General features: G+C 66.1%; 18 protein-coding genes. 11 read left to right on the top strand and 7 right to left on the bottom strand.

All coding sequences use genetic code 11. From position 1 onward, the window contains the following. The first annotated feature begins 25 nt into the window (after positions 1-25). Genes G154_RS01655 through G154_RS01645 form a run of 3 tightly spaced genes read left to right on the top strand, consistent with a single transcriptional unit; the run spans position 26 to position 3106 of the window. Positions 26-1153, top strand: a complete 1128-nt coding sequence (locus tag G154_RS01655) for a hypothetical protein (protein ID WP_019512644.1) — start codon at positions 26-28, stop codon at positions 1151-1153. Between the two features lie 2 nt (positions 1154-1155). Further along, positions 1156-1950: an SDR family oxidoreductase gene (locus G154_RS01650; RefSeq protein ID WP_019512645.1), complete on the top strand. Its 795-nt coding sequence runs from the start codon at positions 1156-1158 to the stop codon at positions 1948-1950. Positions 1951-1963: 13 nt separating this feature from the next. Continuing rightward, complete coding sequence (locus G154_RS01645; RefSeq protein ID WP_019512646.1) at positions 1964-3106, top strand: sulfotransferase; 1143 nt, start codon at positions 1964-1966, stop codon at positions 3104-3106. A gap of 59 nt (positions 3107-3165) precedes the next feature. On the opposite strand, the gene G154_RS01640 is transcribed toward G154_RS01645, so the two are convergent. From G154_RS01640 to G154_RS01610, 7 genes are all read right to left on the bottom strand, one after another. Then, positions 3166-3642, bottom strand: a complete 477-nt coding sequence (locus G154_RS01640) for a hypothetical protein (RefSeq protein ID WP_019512647.1) — start codon at positions 3640-3642, stop codon at positions 3166-3168. Next, complete coding sequence (locus tag G154_RS01635) at positions 3642-4829, bottom strand: Rieske 2Fe-2S domain-containing protein (RefSeq protein ID WP_019512648.1); 1188 nt, start codon at positions 4827-4829, stop codon at positions 3642-3644. The genes G154_RS01640 and G154_RS01635 overlap by 1 nt, the downstream gene beginning before the upstream one ends. 171 nt (positions 4830-5000) lie before the next feature. Continuing rightward, positions 5001-5612, bottom strand: coding sequence for a hypothetical protein (locus tag G154_RS01630; protein WP_019512649.1), 612 nt, complete (start codon positions 5610-5612; stop codon positions 5001-5003). A 68-nt stretch (positions 5613-5680) separates the two neighbouring features. Further along, the gene (locus tag G154_RS01625; RefSeq protein ID WP_019512650.1) at positions 5681-6082 is read right to left on the bottom strand and encodes a nuclear transport factor 2 family protein; all 402 of its coding nucleotides are present in this window, start codon (positions 6080-6082) and stop codon (positions 5681-5683) included. After that, positions 6079-7254, bottom strand: coding sequence for a thiolase domain-containing protein (locus G154_RS01620; protein WP_019512651.1), 1176 nt, complete (start codon positions 7252-7254; stop codon positions 6079-6081). Before G154_RS01620 ends, G154_RS01625 begins: the two co-directional genes overlap by 4 nt. A gap of 2 nt (positions 7255-7256) precedes the next feature. Beyond that, positions 7257-8312: a thiolase domain-containing protein gene (locus G154_RS01615; RefSeq protein ID WP_019512652.1), complete on the bottom strand. Its 1056-nt coding sequence runs from the start codon at positions 8310-8312 to the stop codon at positions 7257-7259. Positions 8313-8357: 45 nt separating this feature from the next. Beyond that, positions 8358-9359 (bottom strand): Zn-ribbon domain-containing OB-fold protein, encoded by a 1002-nt coding sequence (locus tag G154_RS01610; RefSeq protein ID WP_023986316.1) that lies wholly within the window; start codon positions 9357-9359, stop codon positions 8358-8360. A 58-nt stretch (positions 9360-9417) separates the two neighbouring features. Between G154_RS01610 and G154_RS01605 the strand changes: the two genes are divergently transcribed. From G154_RS01605 to G154_RS01570, 8 genes are all read left to right on the top strand, one after another. Beyond that, positions 9418-10449, top strand: a complete 1032-nt coding sequence (locus G154_RS01605) for an LLM class F420-dependent oxidoreductase (protein ID WP_019512654.1) — start codon at positions 9418-9420, stop codon at positions 10447-10449. Between the two features lie 127 nt (positions 10450-10576). Beyond that, positions 10577-11257, top strand: coding sequence for an acetoacetate decarboxylase family protein (locus tag G154_RS01600; RefSeq protein ID WP_045546406.1), 681 nt, complete (start codon positions 10577-10579; stop codon positions 11255-11257). After that, on the top strand, positions 11254-12477 hold the full coding sequence (locus G154_RS01595; RefSeq protein ID WP_019512656.1) for a cytochrome P450: 1224 nt from the start codon (positions 11254-11256) through the stop codon (positions 12475-12477). The genes G154_RS01600 and G154_RS01595 overlap by 4 nt, the downstream gene beginning before the upstream one ends. Positions 12478-12531: 54 nt before the next feature. Beyond that, entirely contained in the window at positions 12532-13194 is a 663-nt protein-coding gene (locus tag G154_RS01590; RefSeq protein ID WP_019512657.1) for a response regulator transcription factor, read from the top strand. Position 13195: 1 nt separating this feature from the next. Further along, positions 13196-14611, top strand: coding sequence for a HAMP domain-containing sensor histidine kinase (locus tag G154_RS01585; protein ID WP_019512658.1), 1416 nt, complete (start codon positions 13196-13198; stop codon positions 14609-14611). A 122-nt stretch (positions 14612-14733) separates the two neighbouring features. After that, the gene (locus G154_RS01580; protein ID WP_019512659.1) at positions 14734-16104 is read left to right on the top strand and encodes an MFS transporter; all 1371 of its coding nucleotides are present in this window, start codon (positions 14734-14736) and stop codon (positions 16102-16104) included. Between the two features lie 19 nt (positions 16105-16123). Further along, a complete protein-coding gene (locus G154_RS01575; RefSeq protein WP_031601702.1) occupies positions 16124-17074 on the top strand; it encodes a TAXI family TRAP transporter solute-binding subunit in 951 nt (316 codons plus the stop codon). A gap of 392 nt (positions 17075-17466) precedes the next feature. After that, the gene (locus G154_RS01570) at positions 17467-17844 is read left to right on the top strand and encodes a hypothetical protein (protein ID WP_019512661.1); all 378 of its coding nucleotides are present in this window, start codon (positions 17467-17469) and stop codon (positions 17842-17844) included. The last annotated feature ends 188 nt before the right edge of the window (positions 17845-18032 follow it).

Here is an 18032-nt window from a genome sequence, read left to right as displayed (position 1 = left end):
TATTGGAACGAAAGGTGATGCCCGGATGTATTCGCAGCCGCTGGCCGATGCCATCGCCGAGGCCGAACGCCTCGTCACCGAAGCCCCCTTCATCGAGTCCGAAGCCGATCTGCTGGAAGGCCTGCAGTATCTGGCGGGATGCATCGCGGCGTGCACGCATGTGGCGTTCGATTACGACCGCGAGCATCCGTTCCTGCACAGCGGAACCGGTCCGTTCACCAAGATGGGTCTGGACAACCCGGACACCATGTACTTCGGCACCCGAGTGCAGCCGGGCCACGAATACGTCGTGACCGGGCGGCGCGGCACCACCACCGACGTCAGCTTCCAGCTCATCGGCGGTGAGTACACCGACGAAACGGTGCCCGACAGCGAGACCGCCTTCGACGACCGCAAGCTCGATATCGCCGCCGACGGCACCTTCGAATGGCGCTTCACCCCGGACAAGCCCGCCCAGTTGGTGATCCGCGAGGTCTACAACGATTGGTCCGCCCAGCGCGGCGCCTTCGCGATCGCTCGCACCGACACCGCGGGTACCGCGCCGGAGCCGCTGTCCAAGGAACTGATCGAGAAGAGATTCAACGTCGCGGGAAAGCAGTTGGTGCAACGGGTGAAGACCTGGCTGCAGTTCCCCAAGTGGTTCTATGACAACCTGCCGGTCAACACACTGACCGCGCCGCGGCTGACCCCGGGCGGGTTGGCCACCCAGTACTCCTCGGTCGGGCATTACGACATCACGGGTGAGCAGGCGATCGTCATCACGCTACCGGTGAGCGATGCGCCCTACCTCGGGTTCCAGTTGGGCAGCCTGTGGTACATCTCGCTGGATTACATCAATCACCAGACCTCACTGAACGGTACTCAGGCACAGGCGGATCCGGACGGCAAGATCCGCATCGTGGTGTCCGAGGGCAACCCGGGCGTGACGAACTGGTGTGAGACGCTCGGCCACCGTAAGGGGTACCTGCAGTTCCGCTGGCAGCGGGTCTCGCGGGAACTGACCGAGGCCGACGGCCCGACGATGGAGATCGTCGACCTGGATGCCGTGCCGGCGGCATTGCCCTACTACGAATCGAACAAGATCTCCCAGGATGATTGGCGGGCACGGATCGCGCTGCGCCAGAAGCTGATCGGCGAAAGAATGGTGGGTTGAGCATGGCCGCGACTGTGGGTGGACTTCTGAAGGATCGAGTTGTCGTCATCAGCGGTGTGGGCCCGGCGCTGGGCACCACGCTGGCGCGTCGATGTGCCGAGGAGGGTGCCGATGTGATCCTGGCCGCCCGCACCGTGGAACGTCTGGAGGATGTCGCGGGACAGGTGCGCGCGCTCGGCCGCCGGGCGTTGGCCGTCGGTACGGATATCACCGACGAGGCCCAGGTGGCCAACCTGGTTTCGACCTCGATGTCCGAGTTCGGCAAGGTCGACGTCCTGATCAACAACGCATTCCGGGTGCCGTCGATGAAACCGTTCGCCAAGACCAGCTTCGAGCACATTCGGGAGACCGTCGAGCTCACCGTGCTCGGCGCACTGCGACTCATCCAGGGTTTCACCCCCGCACTGACCGAGTCCAAGGGGTCGGTGGTCAATGTCAACTCGATGGTCGTTCGGCACTCCGATCCCAAGCAGGGCGCCTACAAGCTGGCCAAGTCGGCGTTGCTGGCCATGTCGCAGTCGCTGGCCAGCGAGCTCGGTGAGGCCGGGATCAGGGTGAATTCGGTTCTGCCCGGCTATATCTGGGGCGGAACGTTGCAGAGCTATTTCGAGCACCAGGCGGGTAAGTACGGCACGACGGTGGACGAGATCTACAAGGCCGCCGCCGCCAACAGTGATCTGAAGAAACTGCCGACCGAGGACGAGGTGGCCTCGGCGATTCTGTTCATGGCCAGCGATCTGTCCAGCGGTATCACCGGGCAGACTCTGGATGTCAACTGCGGGGAGTACAAGTTCTGATGGAGCACTCGATATGACACGCACCGACGTGGGAACCGTCGAAGATCTGCATGCATCGGCGACCAAAGCCTGTGGGCTCGACGATTTCGGTGATGACAGCGACAACTACAAGGAGGCGCTCGCCGTCCTGTTGGACGCGTATCAGCGGGATGCTGATCTCACCGAATTCGGCAGCAAGATGCAGCGCTTCTTCGTCCGGAATGCGCTGGTGGCCCGGCTGGTGTCGGAGGCGGCGTTCAAGCAGTATCCGCAGCACGCCGATGTGCCGATCGAGCGACCGATCTTCGTGACCGGACTGCCGCGCACCGGCACCACTGTCATCCACCGGCTGCTCACCGCCGATCCGCGGCACCAGGGCCTCGAGCTGTGGTTGGCCGAGTTCCCGCAGCCGCGTCCACCGCGCGAAACCTGGTCGGATAATCCGATCTTCGCCCAGCTCGATGCGCAGTTCACCAAGGCGCATGAGGAGAACCCTGACTACACCGGCCTGCACTACATGACCGCCGACGAGGTCGAAGAGTGCTGGCAGCTGTTACGGCAATCGCTGCATTCGGTGTCCTATGAGACCCTGGCGCACATCCCCACCTATTCGCGTTGGCTGGCCCAGCAGGACTGGACCAAGTCCTATCAGCGGCATCGCAAGAACCTGCAGTTGATCGGCCTCAACGAGCCCGAAAAGCGCTGGGTGCTCAAGAATCCGAGCCACCTGTTCGCCCTCGACGCGTTGTTCGCTGCCTACCCCGATGCGCTGGTGGTGCAATGCCACCGGCCGGCCGAGACGATCATGGCCTCGATGTGCTCACTGGCCCAGCACACCACCGAGGGCTGGTCGAACAGCTTCTCCGGCAAGGTCATCGGCGAGGACTCCCTGGAGACCTGGTCCCGTGGGCTGGAACTGTTCAACGCCGAACGGGCCAAGCATGATCCGGCACAGTTCTGCGATGTCGACTATTTCGAGTTCATCAAGGATCCGGTCGCCGCAGTGGAGGGGATCTACAGCACGTTCGGGATCGAGTTCACCGATGCGGCGCGCCAGGCCATGACCGCCAGCCACGAGGAGAGCAAGAAGGGCCCGCGGGCACCCAAGCATACCTACTCGCTCAGCGATTACGGGCTGACCGACGAGCAGGTCAAGGAGCGCTTCAAGGGACTGTGATTTCGGTGAGGATACGTACGCCGTGCGCACGTATCCTCACCGAAATCGCAAGAGAGAACCTAGCCGTCGCCGGGGGAGGGTGCGCTGGAGAATTCCTCCAGGCATCCCTCGGCGATGGCGTGCTTGATGCTGTCGGTGAGCCGGTGGCACGAGCGTGCCCGTGCCGGATCGCCGCCGGAGGAACGGATCTCGTCGAAGACCGCGCAGCGCTTGGTCGCCGCCGAATTCCACTGCACCGACGTGTGTTCGGTGCCCAGCTTCTTGACCTGCACGGTGGCATGACAGTACCGGCAGTCCACTGAGGCCAACCCGGAGGTCAGATACCGCTGCTTGTCCCGCTCGGTGGCTTCGTGCACCGCCGCCGCCCGGAGCGGATCGGAGCTGAAATCCGGTGCCTTGGACCAGTTCCCGGTACTCGTACGGGGGTCCGGGTGGTCGTGGTCGTCCTCGTCGTCGTGTCCGCCGTGCAGGAGCAGCATGGAGCGGGCCAGATCGTCAATATCTGGTGTTCCGGCCCGCTCGTCATGCGTGGTCATCAGCTCGGCTGCGCGGACTCTTTTTGCGGCTCACCCTGTTCGGCGGCGTCCTGCTCGGCGGCGTCCTGCTGCAGCTTCAGGTTTTCCTCGACCTCGACATGCCACTTCTCGTTGGCGATGGTGGTGTCGACCTCCATCTCGAAGCGGTCGGTCATATCGGGTGTCACGTCGGCGACGTCGACGTAGAACTGCTGATACCAGCGGCGCATCTGATAGACGGCGCCGTCCTCCTCGACCAGCAGCGGGTTGTCGATCCGGGTCTTGTGCTTCCAGATCTCGACGTCCTGCAGGAACCCCTTGGAGACGCCCTCGGTGAAGACGCGGGCCAGCTTGTCGGTGGTCTTCTCATCGAGCCCCTTGGGCTTTTCGACGATGACGCCCCACTGCAGCACGAAGGAGTCCTGACTGACCGGGTAGTGGCGGTTGATCAGGATCGACTCGGCCTTGAACCCGCCGTAGTTGTTGTGCAGCCAGTTGATCATGAACGACGGACCGAAGTAGGACGCCTCGGAATCCAGGTGCGCCTCACCGTAGGTGGTGCCCAGGTCGTTGACGTCGGGACGGCCGACGTTGTGTAGGTACTGGCTGGCGATGTGGCCCTCGAAGACGTTCTTGAAGTACGTCGGCAACCCGTAGTGGATGTAGAAGAAGTGCGCCATGTCGGTGACGTTGTCGATGATCTCGCGGCAGTTGGAGCCCTCGATGAGCATCGTGTTCCACCGCCAGTCGGTCCAGTCGTCGCTGGCGAACTCGGGGATCTCGGGGATCCGAACCTCGGGCTGCGGTGGGTTGCCCTCGTGGTCATGCCAGACGAAGAGCAGCCCGCCGCGTACGTCGGTGTGCCAGGCGCGGGTGCGGGCCAGGCGCGGTGTGCGTTTGGCGTAGGGGACGAGCTTGCACTTGCCGTCGCCACCCCAGCGCCAATCGTGGAACGGGCAGGCCACGGTGTCACCCTTGATGGTGCCCTGGGCGAGGTTGCCGCCCATGTGCCGGCAGTAACCGTCCAGAACCTTGAGCTCACCCTCGGAGTCGGCGAAGACGACCAGCATGGTGTCGAAGATCTCCACCCCGTGCGGCTTGCCGTCGAGGTAGTCCTTCACCGGTCCCAGGCAATGCCAACCGCGCGCATAGCGGTCGGGCAGGTCGCCGGTGTCGATCTCGCGAATGCCGGCTGTCTCGGTAGTCACGGTGGGCCTCCCGTATCTGGTCTCTCTAACTAGAACACGTTACAGTTTTGACCGGGCAGTGCGCAACGCATACTGCGCCAACTGCCGTTTTGTAGCCATGAACCGACGGAATGCGGCTCGGCTGGAGATAGCTGGAGCTATCGAACACGCCCGGCGGTACCGGGCGCCGGCTCAGTTCTCGTCTTGCAGACCGGAGCGCAGCGCGATCTGCTGCATCTTGCCGACGGTGGTCACGTAGCCGTCGGTGGTGGCGTCGCCGCCCGCGCTCTGGAATTCCAGGCGCGCCAGCGCGCGACCCTGGGTGAACATCAGCACGGTGATGTCCTTGGCCTCGTCCGGGTCGGCGCCACGGACCATCACGCTGTCCGGACCCACCCCGCCGGGCACCGGGTTTCCCGTCACCCTGCTACCCAGCGTGCCCCGCGCTTCCTTGAGCGCGGTCGCGGCGGTGCCCGGGTTGTCGTAGACCAGGATCGTCGAGCTGATGGCGCGGGTGTCCTCGGCGTTGACGAAAAACGCACTCGCCCCCGGCAGCCCGCCTGGTGAGGCTTCGATGTGCCGCTCGGTGAAGGTGTCCTCGGCGTCACTGAGATCGGCGGCGGTGACCAGTAGCCGGGTGTAGTCGGTGGCCTGCGCGGGCGCGGTGGTCGTGGGAGTGGCGCTGGTGGTGAATGCGGGCAGCGTCGGCGCAGCGCTGCTCGGGGCACCCGGCTGGCTGGGAGCGCAGGCGGAGAGGCCGACGGCGAGCAGTGCGGCAGCGACTACATGTGATCGGGACAACATCAATTCGAGACACCTAGCGGACGAAATCGCTGCCCAGCCTACGCGATCGGAGCCCGCACACCCGGCCGTCACACCCGTTGTGCGCTGGCGGTCGCCTTGTCCACTTCCCAGTAGGCGCGCAGCGCAGCAATCTTGCCCTCGGCGTTCACGCGGTAGGTGAACACGCCCTCTGCCACCACGCGGTAGCCGCCGGCGACGATCACGATATGCCCGACGTTGGCCTCTTCGGGGCCGCAGACATAGGTCTTCTCGAAGCGGAATTCGAGCTGACTCGGGGCGATCGCCTTGTCGAAGAAGGCGGCGATGGCCTCCTTGCCGCGATGGCCCTTACCCTCGGGGTCGAAATGCGACGGTCCGATCGGATCCTCGACGATCGCGTCGTCGGCGAACACCGCCAGCCAGGCCGCCTTGTCGCGGGCGACGGCCGCCTCCCGCGACCGTCGACCCGCCAGCGTCACCGGTGCGGTCACCGGGTGGGCTTGTCGGCCCCGACGACCCACATCGAGAAGTACTGCGCGCCGCCGCCATAGGCGTGACCCAGTGCCTTGCGGGCACCCGGAACCTGATGATCGCCGCCCTTGCCCATCACCTGGATGGCCGACTCGGCGAACCGGATCATGCCGGAGGCGCCGATCGGGTTCGAGGACAGCACACCACCGGAGGCGTTGAACGGGATCCGCCCGCCGATGGCGGTCTCGCCGGCCTCGGTGAGCTTCCAGCCCTCGCCCTCGGCCGCGAAGCCCAGGCTCTCCAGCCACATCGGTTCGTACCAGGAGAACGGGACGTACACCTCGGCGGCATCGATCTCGTCGATCGGTGAGGTGATGCCGGCATCGCGCCACAGCGCGGCCGCGGCATCGCGACTGGCCTGCGGATTGACCTGATCGCGACCGGCGTAGGCCAGCGGCTCGGTACGCAGCGCGGTGGCGTGGATCCACGCCACCGGATTGCCGTTGGCCAGGTGCGCCTCGGCGGCCTCCTCGTTGCCGATCACCAGGGCGGCCGCACCGTCGGAGGACGGGCAGGTCTCGTCATAGCGGATCGGGTCCCACAGCATCGGGGACTGCATCACCTTCTCGACGGTGATATCGGGCTGATGCAGATGTGCCAACGGGTTCTTGGCGCCGTTGAGACGGTCCTTGACGGCCACGATCGCCCCGATGTGGTTGGGCGCCCCGGAGCGGCGGATATAGGCGCGGATGTGCGGGGCGAAGTACCCGCCGGCGCCGGCGCCGACCGGCTTGGTGAAGGGCACCGGAATGCTCAACGCCCACATGGCATTCGATTCCGACTGCTTCTCCCAGGCCATCGTCAGCACGCGCTTGTACTTGCCCGACTGCACCAGGCTGGCCGCCACGATCGCGGTCGACCCGCCCACCGACCCGGCGGTGTGCACCCGGATCAGCGGTTTGTTGGTCGCGCCGGTCGCGTCGGCCATGAACAGCTCGGGCATCATGACGCCCTCGAAGAAGTCGGGCGCCTTGCCGACCACCACGGCGTCGATATCGTCGAACGTCGAGCCGGAATCGGCCAGCGCCCTGTCAATGGCCTCGCGCACCAGGCCGTTCATCGACACATCGTGGCGCTTGGCGACGTATTTCGTCTGCCCGGTGCCCAGCACCGCGGCCAGCTGACCTGCCACTGTTATTTCCCTTCCAGGACGGCGACGAGATTCTGTTGCAGCGCAGGGCCGCTGGTGGCGTGCGCGAGGACGCGCTGCGCCGAACGAGAGAAGATGTGTTGGGCGGCAAAGCCGATGCGTTCCAGACCCGCCGAGAACATCGGGTTGGCCGCCAGGGTGCCACCGGACGGATTGACCTTGGTGTTCGAGCCGAGTCCGATGGCCTCGGTGAGGATCAGCTGCTGATGGGTGAACGGGGCGTAGATCTCGGCGATGTCGATCGAGCCGGTGTCACCTCCGGTGGCCGCGTTCGCCGAGGCCGCCGTGGACGGTGAGGTGGTCAGATCGCGGGCACCCAGGATCGGGGTTTCGATGCGGTGCTCGATACCGGTGATCCAGGCCGGGTTCTCGCGCAGTTCGCGGGCTCGGTCGCCGGCGGCCAGCACGATTGCCGACGCGCCGTCGGTGATCGGGGCGATGTCGTGGCGACGCAGCGGATCGGCGAAGTACGGCTGTGCCAGCAGGTCGGCCACGCTGCCGGTGACCTCGTGGCGATCGGTGCGGCCGCCCGCGGCGTAGGAATCCAGTGCCACCTGTGCCATCTGCTCTTCGGACCACTTGCCGGAATCCAGTCCGGCGCGGGCCTGCAGACCCGCCATCGACACCGAGTCCGGCCACAGCGGGGCCACGGTGTACGGATCGGTCTGCAGCGCCAGCACCCGGCGCAGGGTGCCCGCCGAGGACTTGCCGAAGCCGTACACCAGGGCGGTCTCGACCTGCCCGGTCAGCAGCTTGATATAGGCCTCGTACAGTGCCCACGCCGCATCCATCTCGACATGCGATTCGTTGATGGGCGGGATCGCGCCGATCGAGTCGATCGCCGAGATGAACGAGAAGGCACGGCCGGCAAGGTAATCCGAGGATCCCGAGCACCAGAAGCCGATATCGGTCTGCTTCAGGCCGAGCTCGGTGTAGAGCTTGTCGAAGCACGGCATCAGCATCTCGACGCCGTTGGTGGTGCCGTCGGTGCGGCGGACGTGGGGCGCGTGTGCGAAGCCCACCACTGCGATATCTGTCATGTCAGGTCCTTTGCTCTTCGCGCAAGCGCTCATCGGCGGGCACCTTTACAGATGGTGCTTGTAGGAGTCGTAGTCGGCGTCGGGTTCACCGGTGGGTTTGAAGTAGTCGATGTTGTCGATACCCAGGCCCCACTCCTCGCGCGGCTTCCACACGGCCTCCACGCGCATCCCCATCCGGACGTCGGCGGGGTCGATCTCGGTGACCAGATGCAGGAACGGGATATCGGCACCGTCGAGCAACACATAGGCCGCGACGTAGGGCGGCTTGATCCGCTGGCCGGGGAACGGGATGTTGATCACCGCGAAGGTGGTGACGGTGCCCTTGTCGACGAGCTCGATGAACTCGTCGAGCGCCAGGCCGGTGGCCGGGTCGGCCTCCTTGGGCGGGAAGTACACCTTGCCCGGTTGGCCGTCGCGACCGGACTTGGTGCGGCCGCCGAGCAGCTTGCCCTCCTGCAGCGCCTTGAGGAACGTGGTCTCCGGCAGTGAGGCGGTGTGCTGAATCTCGATGAAGCTCGGCGTCACCTGCACGGTGACGGGCTCACGGTCATCGGGTTGCCCCTCCGGCTCGGAGTCCTCACCGGGGACGAAGTAGGCGATATCGGTGATCGCGCCGACGGGCTCGTCGATCCAGTGCGCATGCACCCGGTCGCCGGTCTTGATCGCGCCCTCGCCGGTCTTGACCGCGTGCAACAACGGGGTGTCGGCGCCGTCGAGCAGGATCAGCGCCCACGCGAACGGTTTGTCCAGAGGCTGGCCCTCCAGCGGGGTGGACTGCCATGTCCAGGACTGCACCGTGCCCACCGCGCCGACCGGCACGACCTCGGTCAGTGCCGCGTAGGTGACGGGGTCATACTCGGCGGGTGGGACAAGGACCCTGCCGTCGGACCCGCGTACGCCGACGATGCGTCGCTGGCGTAGCGCGGTGAAGAATTGAGACAGGAGCGGTCCTACTGAACGGGTGTAGTCGAATGAGAGCCTCAGCGGCGCCGAGAGGGGCCGCTCATGCTTGTCGATCTGCACCGGGCTGCTTTGGCCTGTGGTCACAGCATCGAGTAGAACAGGTTCTAAGAATGGATTCAACCATGGGTCTGGAGGCGCTTTGATGAAGCTGGGTTTGCAACTGGGTTATTGGGGCGCGCAGCCGCCGACCAACCACGCCGAATTGGTCGCCGCGGCCGAGGAGGCCGGCTTCGACACCGTGTTCACCGCCGAGGCGTGGGGGTCGGACGCCTACACCCCGCTGGCCTGGTGGGGTCGCGAGACCACCCGGATGCGGTTGGGCACCTCGGTGCTGCAGCTGTCGGCGCGCACGCCCACCGCGCTGGCGATGGCGGCTCTCACCCTGGACCATCTCTCCGGCGGAAGGCATATCGTCGGCCTCGGTGTGTCCGGCCCGCAGGTGGTGGAGGGCTGGTACGGCGCCAAGTTCGGAAAGCCGCTGGCCCGCACCCGCGAGTACATCGACATCCTGCGCCAGGTGTGGGCGCGCGAGGCGCCGGTGCGCAGCGCCGGCCCGCACTATCCGCTGCCGCTGACCGGCGAGGGCACCACCGGACTTGGTAAGAACCTCAAGCCCATCACCCATCCGCTGCGCGCCGACATCCCGGTGATGCTGGGTGCCGAGGGTCCCAAGAACGTCGCGCTGGCTGCCGAGATCGCCGACGGCTGGCTGCCCATCTTCTACTCGCCGCGTATCGCAGGCATGTACAACGAATGGCTCGACGAGGGCTTCGCCCGCCCAGGTGCCCGGCGCACCCGCGAGACCTTCGAGATCTGCGCCACCGCGCAGGTCGTCGTCACCGATGACCGTCCGGCGATCATGGAGTTGATGAAACCGCACCTGGCGCTCTACATGGGCGGGATGGGCGCCGAGGACACCAACTTCCACGCCGACGTCTACCGCCGGATGGGTTACGCCGAGGTGGTCGACGACGTCACCAAACTGTTCCGCAGCGATCGCAAAGACGAGGCGGCCAAGATCATCCCCGACGAACTCGTCGACGACTCGGCGATCGTGGGCAACCTCGACTACGTCAAGGAACAGATCAAGGCCTGGGAGGCCTCGGGTGTGACGATGATGGTGGTCGGCGCCCGGTCGGTGGAGCAGATCAAGGATCTCGCCGCCCTGGTCTGACTCGTTCTCGCCAGAAGAAGGCGACTCACGAGTAGACACTTCCTTGCCAGGTGTCTACTGCGCGTCCTAGATTGGGCGCGTGACCCACGCCACATCGCAGTACACGATCGCGGGCCAGACCGTGACCATGCCCGTGCAGATCCGTACCGCCGAGCAGCACATGGCGATGTTCTCGGTGAACGCCGATGCCGCGCAAGCCATGATCGACTACAGCGGGCTGACCGTATGCCGCTACCGGCCCGGCAAGGCCGTGGTGGTGCTGATGCTGATGCGCTATGTCGACGGTGATCTCGGTCCGTACCTGGAGTACGGCACCAACGTCATGGTGAACCCGCCCGGATCGACCGCGACGGGCCTCAAGGCCTTCGGTGCGGCCGGTGCCTTCATCCATCATCTGCCCGTCGACGGCGAGTTCACCATGGCCGCCGGCCGCCAGATATGGGGGTATCCGAAGGTGCTGGCGGACTTCGTCATTCGAGACGGTCATCACTACTGCTTCGACGCATCGATCGACGGGCAGTTCGCCGTGGGGATGGACTTCGCGCCCGGGTTGCCTGTGCCGGCGATGTTCACCGGCAAACCGCAGGTGCACCCGACGTATTCGTATCTGGACGGGGTGACCCGCCGGACGTCGGGACAGATGATCATGTCGGGTGTGCGGTACCGGCCCGGTGGCGCGACGGTCCGCCTCGGCTCGCATCCGTACGGCCGCGAACTGGCGGCGCTCGGTTTTCCTAAACGCGCCATGTTCTCCGGCTCCGCCCGCAACGTGGAAATGACCTTCGCCGACGCCGAGGAGATCGCATGACAGGGGTTCTGACCGGTTCGGTCACCGAGGCACGTCCCGACGTGGACCTTGCCGACGGCCGGTTCTACGCCGACGGGCAGGCCCGCGACGCCTACCGCTGGATGCGCGCGCACGAGCCGGTGTTCCGGGACCGCAACGGCCAGGCCGCCGCGGCCAGCCACGCCGCGGTGCTCGACGCCGAACGGAACCCAGGGTTGTTCTCCAACGCCGGCGGGATCCGGCCCGACCAGCCCGGCATGCCGTACATGATCGATATGGACGATCCGGCACATCTGTTGCGCCGCAAGCTCGTCAACGCCGGGTTCACGCGCAAGCGGGTGATGGACAAACTGCCGTCGATCGGTGTCCTGTGCGACACCCTCATCGATGCGGTGTGCGAGAAGGGCGAGTGCGATTTCGTCCGCGATATCGCCGCCCCGCTGCCGATGGCGGTCATCGGCGACATGCTCGGCGTGTTGCCCCAGGAGCGCGACCTGCTGCTCAAGTGGTCCGATGATCTGGTCTGCGGTCTGAGCTCTCATGTCGACGAGCAGACCGTCCAGTTGTTGATGGATACCTTCGCGGCCTACACCGCCTTCACCATGGATGTGATCGCCAAGCGGCGGGCCGATCCCACCGACGACCTGTTCTCCGTGCTGGTCAACTCCGAGGTCGAAGGCCAGCGGATGGAGGACGCCGAGATCGTCATGGAGACGCTGCTGATCCTGATCGGTGGCGACGAGACCACCCGGCACACCCTGTCCGGCGGTACCGAACAGCTGCTGCGTCATCAGGACCAGTGGGCCGAGTTGAGGGCGGATGAGCGCTTGCTACCGGGCGCCATCGAGGAGATGCTGCGTTGGACGTCGCCGGTGAAGAACATGTGCCGCACCCTCACCGCGGACACCGAGTTCTACGGCACGGCGCTGCGCAAGGACGAGAAGATCATGCTGATGTTCGAGTCCGCGAACTTCGACGAGCAGGTGTTCGGCGATCCGCAGAACTTCCGGATCGACCGCAGCCCGAACAACCACGTCGCGTTCGGCTTCGGCACACACTTCTGCATGGGCAACCAGCTGGCGCGGCTGGAACTGAAGATCATGATCGAGAAGGTGCTGGCGCGGTTGCCCGACCTGCGGTTGGCCGACGAGAACATGCTGCCGCTGCGGCCCGCCAACTTCGTCAGCGGGCTGGAGTCGATGCCGGTGGTGTTCACCCCGACGGCGAGGGTGCTCGGCTGATCAGCCCAGCGCGCACAGCCTGGCTGCGACCGCCGTTGTCGTACCGTTGACGCGATGCGTATCGCGGTGGTGGAGGACGACGACGGCGTCGGTGAGGCGCTGGTCGACGCGCTCGCCCAGGTCGGCCATGCACCGGTGCGGATGCGCCGCGGAGCCGATCTGCTGCTGGGGCACCGCGATATCGATCTCGCGCTGCTGGACCTCGGGCTGCCCGACGAGGACGGGATGACCGTCCTGCGCCGGTTGCGCGGAGTGAGCCAGATCCCGGTGGTGGTGCTGACCGCCCGTGACGACGAACGCTCCGTGGTGCGCGCCTTGCGGGCGGGTGCCGACGATTACGTGGTCAAGCCGGCGCGTCTGGGCGAGCTGCGAGCCCGTATCGAGGTTGCCGCGCGCCGGCGGACCGCCACCACGGCGACCCCTGAGCTCGAGGTGATCCGGTCCGGTGACATCGTGGTCGACCTCGGTGCCCGCCGCGTCGAAGTTTCTGGCATCGAAATCGCGCTTGCTCCAAAAGAATTCGAGGTTCTGGCGCATCTTGTCGCACGTCGGGGAGAAGCCGTCAGCAGGCAGGAACTGATGGATGCGATCTGGGGCGATGCCTACGTGGCCATCTCTCGCAGTTTGGATGTGCACATGACCTCGCTGCGCGCAAAGCTCGGCAGGCCCGAGGCGATCGCGACCATCCGCGGGTACGGCTACCGCTGGGGTTCATGAGATGTGGCGGCGCGTCCTGCTCGTGCTGGTCGTCTATTCGGCGATCGCGGTCATCGGGCTCGCGGTGCCGCTGGCGATCACGCTGGGCCGCGAGCGGATGCAGCGCTTCGGGGAGAACCGCCTCGCGGCGGCCTCCTACTTCGCTGATCTGGCCGCCCGTGCCGATGACGCGCCCGATCCGGAACTGCAGCAGGTGCTTCAGCGCTACCACCAGCTCTACGACGAGCCGGTGGTCGTCGTCGGACGCGACGGTAGGCCGCGTGCGGCGGCGGGGGTGAGCGGTATCGACGGAGAGTTCGCCGACGCCGCCGCCGATGCGTTACGCAATCAGCGCAGCCGTCTCCCGGACGCCGTCACGCCGTGGTCACCCGCGCGGGTGCTGATCGCCGTACCGGTCGGGACCGGCACGCAGGTCGATGGCGCGGTGGTGCTGGCCGCGTCGACGGCCGCCGCCCGCACCGAGATCGGTCGGGCGTGGGCGCTCATCGCCGCAGCCGCGGTGGGCTTGCTGGTCCTGGCCTCCGCGATCGCGGTTGCGTTGTCGCGGTGGACGGTACGACCGCTGACCGATCTGGCGGGTCGGGCGGTGTCGCTGCGGCATCGCGTGCGCGACCGCGCCCCCACCGATCCGCCCACCGTCGATGAGCCGATCCACGGTCGGTACGCGGGACCGCATGAGGTCCGCCGACTGGCGGCCACCTTCGACGCGATGGCCCGCGATATCGACGCTGCCGACGCCGCACAGCGCAGGCTGATCGCCGATTCCGCGCATGCGCTGCGAAATCCGCTGGCAGCATTGAGCATGCGTCTGGACACGCTGGGCATGGCGCTGCCCGAATCATCGGTGGCTGCCCACCACAAGGCGACGCTGGAAGTGGATCGCCTGACCGGCATCGTCAACGATCTGCTCGCCCTGGCGAGCGCGGAAAGCCGTGCCGAGACCGACGCGGCCGGCCACACCGTCGATGTCGGTGCGATCGCCGCCGAGCGAGTGGAGTTCTGGGCAGCGGCGATGACCGATGCCGGCATCGACGTCACCGTCGAGACGCTGCCGGCCGTCCCAGCAGTGCTGCCGGAGCAGGATCTGACCCAGATCTTGGACATCGCCTTGAGCAACATCGCCAAGTATGCAGGACCGGGCGCACACGCACAGGTCACCGTCGCGCGCCACGACGCCGACGTCGTCCTGCTGATTCGGGATGACGGCCGCGGTGTGCCCACCAGAGACCTGCCCCGGGTGGCGACCCGCTTCTTCCGGGCCGCCAACACCGTCGGCAAGGGCTCCGGTCTGGGCCTTGCGATCGCCCGCGCCCTCATCGAGCGTGCCGGTGGCACTTTCGAGGTCGATTCCGGTCGGGCGGGCGGGCTGTGTCTGACGATGCGGATCCCCGCACCGATGGCCACGGATTCGTCCTAAGGGACTGTTAGGACTTTGTGCTGCGGCTTCCCGAACCGTTGTGACAGCCTTCACAGTGGGGAGCGACAACGATGTCGGCGCGGGCGCATCCGTGCGGGGCGTCGCGGACAAGGAGGACAGACATGACCAGTTCGGCCACCCGAGAGCCCGCCGGCGACGGGCCCGGATCTCCGCCCCCCGCATCCTCGCCGGCGGCCACCCGCCGGGCGATCTTCAACACCTTGCGGGGATCGTCGGGCAACCTCGTCGAGTGGTACGACGTCTACGTCTACACCGTGTTCGCCTCGTACTTCGAGAACCAGTTCTTCGACTCCGCGGACAAGAATTCCACCCTCTACGTGTACGCGATCTTCGCGGTGACCTTCGTGATGCGCCCGGTCGGATCGTGGTTCTTCGGCCGGTTCGCCGACCGACGCGGCCGGCGGGCGGCGCTGACGTTCAGCGTGTCGCTGATGGCAGCGTGTTCGCTGGTGATCGCGCTGTCCCCGGGCCGGGAGAGCATCGGGGTCTGGGCTGCGGTGGTCCTGGTGCTGTGCCGGTTGGTCCAGGGCTTCGCCACCGGTGGTGAATACGGCACGTCGGCGACGTACATGTCCGAGGCGGCGACCAGGGAGCGGCGCGGGTTCTTCTCATCGTTCCAGTACGTGACGTTGGTCGGCGGCCACGTCCTCGCCCAACTCACGCTGCTGGTCATGCAGGTGTTCCTGGATCGCGAGCAGATCGAGGAATTCGGTTGGCGCATCGCCTTCTTCATCGGCGGTATTGCCGCAGTGGTGGTCTTCTGGCTGCGCCGCAGCATGGACGAGTCGCTGACCCCGGAACAAATCGAGGCGGTCCGCCGCGGTGAGGACCAGGGGTCCGGGTCCATGCGTGAGCTGTTGACCGGGCATTGGCGGGCGCTGCTGGTGTGCTTCCTGGTGACCATCGGTGGCACCATCGCCTTCTACACCTACAGCGTCAACGCACCGGCAATCGTCAAGTCCACCTTCGAGGACCAGGGCATGACGGCCACCTGGATCAATCTGATCGGCCTGACGTTCCTGATGGCCATCCAGCCGATCGGCGGGCTGATCAGCGACAAGGTGGGCCGCAAGCCGCTGCTGGTGTTCTTCGGCGCCAGCGCGTTGATCTACACCTACGTGCTGATCACCTACCTGCCCCAGACCACCTCGGCGGCAACGGCATTGACCCTTGTCTGTGTCGGCTATGTCATCCTCACCGGTTACACCTCGATCAACGCCATCGTGAAGGCAGAACTCTTCCCGTCCCATATCCGGGCGCTCGGCGTGGGATTGGGTTATGCCCTTGCCAACTCGGCCTTCGGTGGCACGGCGCCGCTGATCTATCAGGCCGCCAAGGGCGGTGGTCATGTCGGATGGTTCATCGGGTACGTCACGGTGGTGATCGCGGTATCGCTGGTGGTCTACATCTTCGTCTTGAAGAACAAGTCCGAGACTGCGCTGGACCGCGAGCAGGGTCGCGCATTCGTGTGACGATCTACGCTGGCTGATCATGTCGTCTGCGGTGTCCTCGAGGCCCCCGGTGTTGGATCGCAGGTCCGCACTGCGGGGCCTCGCGGCGCTGACGGCCATTCTGACCGGCACCGCATGCGGCGCCGGTGCGGTTGCGCCGGTACGGCTGGCCGCCGGTGAGCCCGGCGGCTTCTTCTGGGAGTTCTGCGGCCTGCTCGCAGCGGCGGCCGACCGGGCCGGTTCCGTGCACCTCGAACCGCTGGTCACCGGCGGCTCGGCAGAGAACCTGCAGATGCTCCACTCCGGGCAGGCCCATCTGGCGATGAGTCTCAGCGACACCGCGCAGGATGACACCGCTGCGGACGGCCTGACCGCCGTCGGTCGGGTCTACGAGAACTACTTCCAGGTAGCGGTGCTCGGCGAGTCTCCCATCGGGTCTCCCGCGGAGCTCGCCGGCCGCGTCGTGAGCGTCGGAGCGCCGGGATCGGGGGCGACCAGATTGTCCGAACGGGTGCTCGCCGCGGTCGGGCTGGGGGTCCCGAGCGCTGTGCGGCGAGTGGTTCAGTCGATGCACGCGGCAGCGTCCGCGCTGAAAGCCGGTTCGGTGGATGCGGTCATGTGGGCCGGTGGTCTCCCGACACCGGCGTTCGCCGACATCGGCGGCATCCGCTTGTTGGACCTGACGACTGTGGTCGACACCCTGCGTCTGCGGCACGGAACGACGTATGAAGCGGTGACGGTTCCTGCGGATGTGTACGGGAGTCATCCGGCGGTGACCACCGTCGGAGTGGCGAACCTGTTACTGGCGCGCGGCGACGTCGCCGAATCGGTGGTCGCGACGATGGTGGATCTGCTGCTCGACCAACCCGCCGCGCTCGTTCCCGCCCAGGCGATCGGCAGCCAGTTCCTCGACGCGCAATCCCTGATCCAGACCGGTGCCGTGCCACTGCACCCCGGTGCTGCCGCGGAGTACCGTCGCCGACACGGCTGACGAATACAACCACCATTTTCGGTAACTGGCTTTTATTTTTTTCTCGGGTATGGTCGGGCCTCGTAGGTATTGCTAGCGCACAGGAGGAAAAATGGCTAGTAAATCTCAGGGGCGAGAGCTCCGAAAAGCGACCCTGACGCTCAAGGAAAAAAGGGCGGCCAAGCGCGAGAAACTCTCGACCGAGACGGTGGTCCGCCGCAAAAAGCCCTCGCGGTAACCGTCTTTCGGCGGGTCAGGTTGGTTGCGGGCCGCACCCGCTCCGGTAACAGAACGACGCGATCACGTGGCGCGATTTGATAGTCGGGCCGCCATTAAAATGCGCCGACTATTTCGAAATTCGGTGGCGATGCCATTGTTTTGGCGACCTTTTTGTGGAAAGAAAATGACGAAAAATGCTTCTCGATGAACGGCGCACAAACGCGGGTGAGGAACTGCTTGCCGTGATCGCGATGATCACCGCGGCGGTTCCCGAACACGACGATCCGGAGTATCGGCGCGGCCACGCCTCGGCCACCAGGTACGCCCGAATCTGTGCGCTGGACGAGATCGCGCGATCGGCCTCGGGCCTGCACCTCGACGGCGTCGGTGCGGCGCGGCGGCGGGAACGCGCGATGGTCCGTTCGGCACTGTCGCGGATCCTCGACCGACTATCGGCCGCGGGGGACGGGGCGGGGGACGTCGGGGCCGGTTACCGCTCCGGCATCGCGCAGGCGTGCACGGTGATCGAAACCGTATTGGCCGACGTCGAGCCTCGGGCAGAGCGCGTGTGATCGGAGAATGCCATGTCCAGCTCAACGGGGGCGGTGGCCGTTTTCGGGCCGGAATGCGTGCTCGTGGCGAAGGTGGTCGAGCATGCCATATCTTCCGGCCGGACGGTCGTGACCGGTCCGTCGCCCTGTGTTCGGCACGCCGCGCCGGCTGCCGGGTGTCCGGATCTGCCCGCCATATCGGCGGGGGG

It is taken from the genome of Mycobacterium sp. VKM Ac-1816D (genome assembly GCF_000416385.1).
Classification (GTDB): Bacteria; Actinomycetota; Actinomycetes; order Mycobacteriales; family Mycobacteriaceae; genus Mycobacterium; species Mycobacterium neoaurum_A.
Note: the sequence above shows the minus strand (reverse complement) of the source record. Positions and strands in the feature narration are given on the sequence as shown.